This window comes from Methanohalobium sp. (genome assembly GCF_046546175.1).
Lineage (GTDB): Archaea > Halobacteriota > Methanosarcinia > Methanosarcinales > Methanosarcinaceae > Methanohalobium.
In genome coordinates, this window is record NZ_JBKGYF010000099.1 from 1 (window position 1) to 5,796 (window position 5,796).

The window sequence follows — 5,796 nt, forward strand, 5'->3', positions numbered from 1 at the left end:
TTCTATTGATGAAGTACAGAAATAATGAATTAACTATGATTAATTAACAATGCCATATGGCTTTTTTGCTCAATATATTTATTAATTATATCTAATATATAAATAACAGAATGTTATGGGGTAATATTTAACTAATTCTTTATTTCTGTTATTATATAGAAAATTAAGAGTTGATAATCATAGTACGTTACTATCGAAAACATCAAAATATGAATCTGGAAAATGATACTGATTTTATGGGTAATATAGCAGAGAAAATTGTTATAAAACCGGTAGGTTACCCTCTATCCGGTATATTTGAAGATTATCCAGAAATTGAAAATCCTGAAGTTTTTGAATGCTATGCACGTGAACAATGGGAAGAACATCTTGCACGCAAAGGAGAATATCTGTTCGACCGCCGGATGTATCCTGATTTTGCATACAAAATAGTCGATGTCGACCCACCAGAATCGATAATTGGTCCCTATACTACTATTATTGTAACCGAGGATAACAATAACAATGTGGAAACTTCGGAACTCAGTACTGATGTGAGTTTTGATGATGTAATCGGTCAGAAAAATGCACGTAATAAATGCCGACTTATTGAGAAGTTTCTGGAAAATCCTGATAAATTCGGAAAATGGGCGCCAAGGAATGTGCTGTTCTATGGACCATCAGGTACCGGGAAAACCATGCTTGCAAAGGCTCTTGCAAATAAAACAAGTGTACCCATAATCACTGTAAAAGCAACCGAACTTATAGGTGAATATGTGGGAGAAGGGGCAAAACAGATACACCATGTATATGACCGTGCAGAGAGTATGGCACCATGTATAATTTTCATTGATGAATTGGATGCGATTGCTCTTGATAGAAGGTACCAGGAATTGAGAGGGGATGTTGCTGAAATTGTAAACGCTCTGCTTACTGAAATGGACGGAATTACCGAACGAAAAGGCGTTTGTACAATTGGTGCCACTAACCGGAAGGATACACTAGACTCGGCTGTAAGCAACAGGTTTGAAGAAGAAATCGAATTTGTGCTTCCTGATGAGAAGGAGCGCTTAAAAATTATAGAATCAAACATCAGGACTTTCCCCCTGCCTGTTAAAGATGTGGACATGCCCAAAATTGCAAGACTTACCCAGGGTTTCTCAGGCAGAGATCTTGTGGAGAAAGTGCTCAAAGTATCACTTCATCAGACAATTATTGATGATAAAGAAGAAGTCAATGGGAAATATCTGGAAGATACAGTGTACAGATTACAAAAGAAAAATAACGACTCTAAAACAGAAAACCGTATGTATATCTAATATTATTTTTATCTTATTAAACTAAAAACCAAGGTGTTTGTATGAGTGAACCTGGACCTAAATATTTAAAATGCAGGGTTGTAAATGTAATTGATAATCCGCTTGGATACAAGGGGATAGTAGTAGAAGACACAGATACAGAGGGTCGTATATATTTTGGGAGAACAAAACCTGATGAATGTACCCTTAATCAGGGAGACGTAGCTTATGTATATGTGAAACCAGTTAACATGACCTTTGAAGAGGATGAAAGGACAATGGAAGTCACTCTGTATGATGAAAACAACAATAAACTTGACTGGACTATAATTTAAATACGCTTTGGCGTCCTATTTTAATTTTATTTCACCTTATTTTTGTAAGGAACATTTATTTCCATCAGGTCGTCTGCAATGATTACATTGTTGAATATTTTTTGAGCATTATTTAAAAGCGGGCTAACATCTTCAGTGTATCTTGAACTGATATGAGTAAGTACCAGTTTGATTACTCCGGATTTTTTTGCTAAATTTGCAGCTTCACTTGCAGTAGAATGCATGGATTCAATAGCCCAATCATACTGCTTATTGTCCAGTGAACCATCGTGAATTAATACATCTGCACCTTTGCTCGCATTGAGGACATCATCACAGGGTCTGGTATCACCGCTGTAAACAATGGTTCTTCCAGGGCGTGGGTCGCCCATTACTTCTTCAGGTAATACTGTCCTGCCGTCCACTTCTATAGGGTTTCCCTGCTGTAGTCTTGAAAACAGCGGACCAGGCGGAACACCAAATGATACTGCTTTCTGTCTGTTAAATTTACCCGGGCGTTTGTTCTCAACAAATGCGTATCCAATACTGTCGACGCCATGTTCGGTTTTCAATGATTTAACAGAATATCCGTTTTTTTCCACAATATCTCCGGGTTCCAATTGTACTGTTTCTATGTCAAACCCTAATCGACAGTAACCAAGAGTTGCCAGAATTCGGATAAATTCGTCCACCCATTCTGGTCCGTAGATGTAGAGTGGTTCTGTACGTCCCTGAAAAGACATTGTTTGTAAAAGTCCAGGGATTCCAAGTACATGGTCGGCATGGAAATGGGTTATAAAAATTGAGGATAGTGACATCATTCCGGTTCTTGCACGCATCATCTGCTGTTGCGTGCCTTCACCGCAATCAAACATTACAAGCTCACTGTCTTTTTTTATTAAGATTGATGATGGATTACGATATGGTGTTGGTAAGGATCCAGCGGTTCCAAGAAACGTTATTTTTAACATTGACATGGCTGGTCAATAAAAGCTGGTCTGATATTTATCTATTGTTGCATGGAACTATTCAGTTAACCCGGTAGCTTCCAAGTTTTTCAGAACGGGTTTAAATTAAAATAAAATTTCGCCCAAGACCAAATATTTTGAGGTGATTTGTAAATTAATGGTTACAACCTTTACATGGAGATATTTCTGGTGATATTATTTGCTTTTTTTAATAGCATCATCAAGGAGTACAGATATATCCTTTACCTGTATGTTCACATCCATATTTTCTGATACACCACTTATATGGTATATACAGAATGGACAATATGCAAGCATCAGATCTGATGTTTCCTTGGATTTATTCACAGACAGCATAGCTATATCGGCAGATGTCTGCGGATAGTTCGGTTTTAGTCCTGCAGGAGCACCGCAGCACACAATTTCATCATCAAAAATCTCCGTGGTTTCAACACCTATCTGCTTGAATATTTTTCTTGGAGTATCTTTCATTTGTCTCAGGTGACATGCATCTTTAAGAGGTGCAGAGATATTTAATTTGTTTTCCGGAACAATTTTTCCCTCATCGAGGAGCTCTTCAAACACAGTTACAGCAGGGACTACATCAAATTCTGGTTCTCTGTAAAAATCCGGGTAACTGTTATTGATTGTTCTGTAACAGCCCGGACAGGAGACTATAAGTTTTTTGATACCCAGGGATTCTATGTAATCGATGTATTCCTTGGCATGTTTTTTTATCTGTTCAAAATGACCGTTATCCACAAGAAACAGTCCGCAACATTTCTCTTTATCCATCAGCATGGGTTCGATACCAGCGGCATTCAATACCCTGATAGTAGCTCTGGCTATCTCTGGTCTGGCGTGTGCTATCCAGCATCCCACCATATATCCAATCTCTGAATGTTCTGCTATTTGTAAATCATCACTTACCCAGTCAAATCTTTTTGAATCATCCTTTCCACCAGGGTTGTTGTGCTGGAGTATACTCTGGACGATATACGTTGTCTTATCGGGTTCTCTTCCCTGTTCAGCAAGCAGACTTCTTTCATACTGAATTATTTCTTTAATTGGTATGTCAACCGGGCAAACCTCATTACATGCTCCACACCTTGATGAAAGATAGATATCATCAAATTCCTTTTCACTTAGTTCTTCTCCTGATTCTATTTTTGACAGGAGCTCTATCTTACTCTGAGGGGTATATTCGTTACCTATTACCTTTGTAACTGGGCATACATCCCAGCATTTTTTACAGTCGATACAGGATTCGACTGCATGTTTGTAATTTTCCATCTTGTCACCTGGTTCATTTTACTTTATGTTTAATTGATTTATCGATTTTGAATTTATATATATATTAATCCCAATAACCCAGCAAAAGAATTTATATCCTATCAACGGTGTTTGTACTGTCAATGGAGCTTATTTTTTTACTGAATATTATTCATTTGACAACGTAGAAAAATATTATCATTGATTTTTATCTGAAGAAGATAATATGAAAGTAGGATTAATCAGATGCCAGCAAACAGAAGATATGTGTCCGGCAACAACTGATTTTAAAGTAATGAAAGAGAAAAAACTCGCGTTTGAAGGAGTAGAAGATGAAATAGAAATCGTCGGTGTTGTTTCATGTGGAGGCTGTCCCGGGAAAAAAGCAGTTACAAGAGCTGTTGAGATGGTTAGACGTGGGGCAGATACAATCGTCCTTGCCTCTTGCCTCACAAAAGGAACACCTATAGGTGTTCCCTGTCCACATGCTGATCAGATGCAAAGTTCAATCGAAAGAAAGGTAGGAGATTCTATACAATTAATTGGTTATACCCATTAATTGTTTTTTATTTTTATATCTCAAGTCTTTCAGTATTATGGACGTTCAAGGACAATCCCATAATGGTATGGTTTAAGGTCATGCATAACAGGATTACTAAATCCTGATTGATGATCTAGTCCATTCAATACATTTTTCAGGAGTAGGTCGGATTTCTAGTGGCGGCCATCTAGGAGTATCAGAGTCATAATTTCAGTGGATAACTACTAGTCTCCCATTATGTTTCAGGACTCTATGGGTTTCTTTAAGTAATATTTCTGGTTCGTCCCCATGTAATATATTGGCCATGATGACATAGTCTAAACATTCGTTTTTAAGACCATTCCCTTCTGATATAAAATCGCGGTGCACTGTTTTAACATTATTTAATTTTTCACAGTAGCCTTTTGTTTTGTGGATTCTATCAATTCTGGTTCTATATCTATAGCAAATACATTTCCTTTTGCTATATTTGTAGCTGGGATTGTGAAGGTACCATGTCCACAACCAAAATCTGCTACATTTGAAACACTATCGTCCAGACCTAATGTTTTCAAAGCCTTATATGGTTCAAAAAATTCATTCCATTTAACTTCACCAGGCATACCGATTTCTCTGATTTTCATTTTCTCACTTAGAACGTATCAATCTTAGGATTTTCAGATTAAATTTCTTTAAATGTTTTCGCGATGGACTCACCCCTTACATGGATAGAAAATTCAGAAAAGTATCCAAAAGGTGTGGTATAAACCTCAATTTCTTTGTCTTTTAATTTACTTTCAATATCATGAATGATTTGTTCTGCAAATTCTGGGGTTGAAACACTTGATGAAAGATGCGCAAACGAATGCAGGACAATTTTTTCTTTACCCACTTTGTTAAGATACCATTTGATATTTTTGAGAGCTTTTTTCAGGACTTTGGATGTTTTCTTTTCATCCTCAGATTCTGCATGAATGAAAACAACAGTTGTATCCTTTATTTCGTCTTGTTTTTCTACATCTTCTACATTTTCAAGAGTCTTGCTGTATGTATCATACCAGAAATATTCTGTATCGAATAGTAGCATTTTCATGATATAACCGCTCTATAATTTGTATGGACATGATATTTTATTTATCAGGTTCCTGCATATATTATCTTTTCTGACTCTGTTGGAACCTATTAATATCAGCGTTATTGGGCCCTACATATTTCTAAATTTTCATGGAAAATAATTAGTTAAACGAGACTATCAATAAACATAGAAGATGAAAGGTTCGATGACGATTATTCATATAGAAAGGAATGTGAAAGAATCCACAAAAACATAAAATGGACAGTTAAATTTGATATCAGAGGATTGAACAATTCAAGTAAGAAATTGTATTCAATCATGAATTTCGTAGCGTATCAATTACTCGTGATGACAAATTTGCAAAATGGTG

General features: G+C 36.4%; 8 protein-coding genes and 1 pseudogene. 4 read left to right on the forward strand and 5 right to left on the reverse strand.

Features of this window, described 5'->3' with window-relative positions; genetic code table 11:
- Positions 1-209: 209 nt before the first annotated feature.
- The gene (locus tag ACLFMM_RS08855) at positions 210-1,298 is read left to right on the forward strand and encodes an AAA family ATPase (protein WP_410808380.1); all 1,089 of its coding nucleotides are present in this window, start codon (positions 210-212) and stop codon (positions 1,296-1,298) included.
- A gap of 41 nt (positions 1,299-1,339) precedes the next feature.
- A complete protein-coding gene (locus ACLFMM_RS08860; RefSeq protein WP_410808374.1) occupies positions 1,340-1,612 on the forward strand; it encodes a hypothetical protein in 273 nt (90 codons plus the stop codon).
- Between the two features lie 26 nt (positions 1,613-1,638).
- On the opposite strand, the gene ACLFMM_RS08865 is transcribed toward ACLFMM_RS08860, so the two are convergent.
- Positions 1,639-2,562 (reverse strand): ribonuclease Z, encoded by a 924-nt coding sequence (locus ACLFMM_RS08865; RefSeq protein WP_410808381.1) that lies wholly within the window; start codon positions 2,560-2,562, stop codon positions 1,639-1,641.
- A gap of 192 nt (positions 2,563-2,754) precedes the next feature.
- Complete coding sequence (locus ACLFMM_RS08870; protein WP_410808375.1) at positions 2,755-3,852, reverse strand: (Fe-S)-binding protein; 1,098 nt, start codon at positions 3,850-3,852, stop codon at positions 2,755-2,757.
- Between the two features lie 205 nt (positions 3,853-4,057).
- On the opposite strand from ACLFMM_RS08870, the gene ACLFMM_RS08875 reads away from it, so the two are divergent.
- Positions 4,058-4,390 (forward strand): CGGC domain-containing protein, encoded by a 333-nt coding sequence (locus ACLFMM_RS08875; protein ID WP_410808376.1) that lies wholly within the window; start codon positions 4,058-4,060, stop codon positions 4,388-4,390.
- A gap of 192 nt (positions 4,391-4,582) precedes the next feature.
- Here ACLFMM_RS08875 and ACLFMM_RS08880 read toward each other — a convergent pair whose 3' ends face one another.
- From ACLFMM_RS08880 to ACLFMM_RS08890, 3 genes are read right to left on the reverse strand one after another with little or no spacing between them, the layout of a single operon-like run.
- Positions 4,583-4,741 carry a methyltransferase domain-containing protein gene (locus ACLFMM_RS08880; RefSeq protein ID WP_410808377.1) on the reverse strand — a complete coding sequence of 53 codons (159 nt, stop codon included), beginning with the start codon at positions 4,739-4,741 and terminating at the stop codon, positions 4,583-4,585.
- A 14-nt stretch (positions 4,742-4,755) separates the two neighbouring features.
- The gene (locus ACLFMM_RS08885) at positions 4,756-4,995 is read right to left on the reverse strand and encodes a methyltransferase domain-containing protein (RefSeq protein WP_410808378.1); all 240 of its coding nucleotides are present in this window, start codon (positions 4,993-4,995) and stop codon (positions 4,756-4,758) included.
- 38 nt (positions 4,996-5,033) lie between these two features.
- Positions 5,034-5,444 carry a threonyl-tRNA synthetase editing domain-containing protein gene (locus ACLFMM_RS08890; protein WP_410808379.1) on the reverse strand — a complete coding sequence of 137 codons (411 nt, stop codon included), beginning with the start codon at positions 5,442-5,444 and terminating at the stop codon, positions 5,034-5,036.
- 165 nt (positions 5,445-5,609) lie between these two features.
- On the opposite strand from ACLFMM_RS08890, the pseudogene ACLFMM_RS08895 reads away from it, so the two are divergent.
- Positions 5,610-5,796, forward strand: a pseudogene (locus ACLFMM_RS08895) (ISNCY family transposase); the annotation flags it as partial.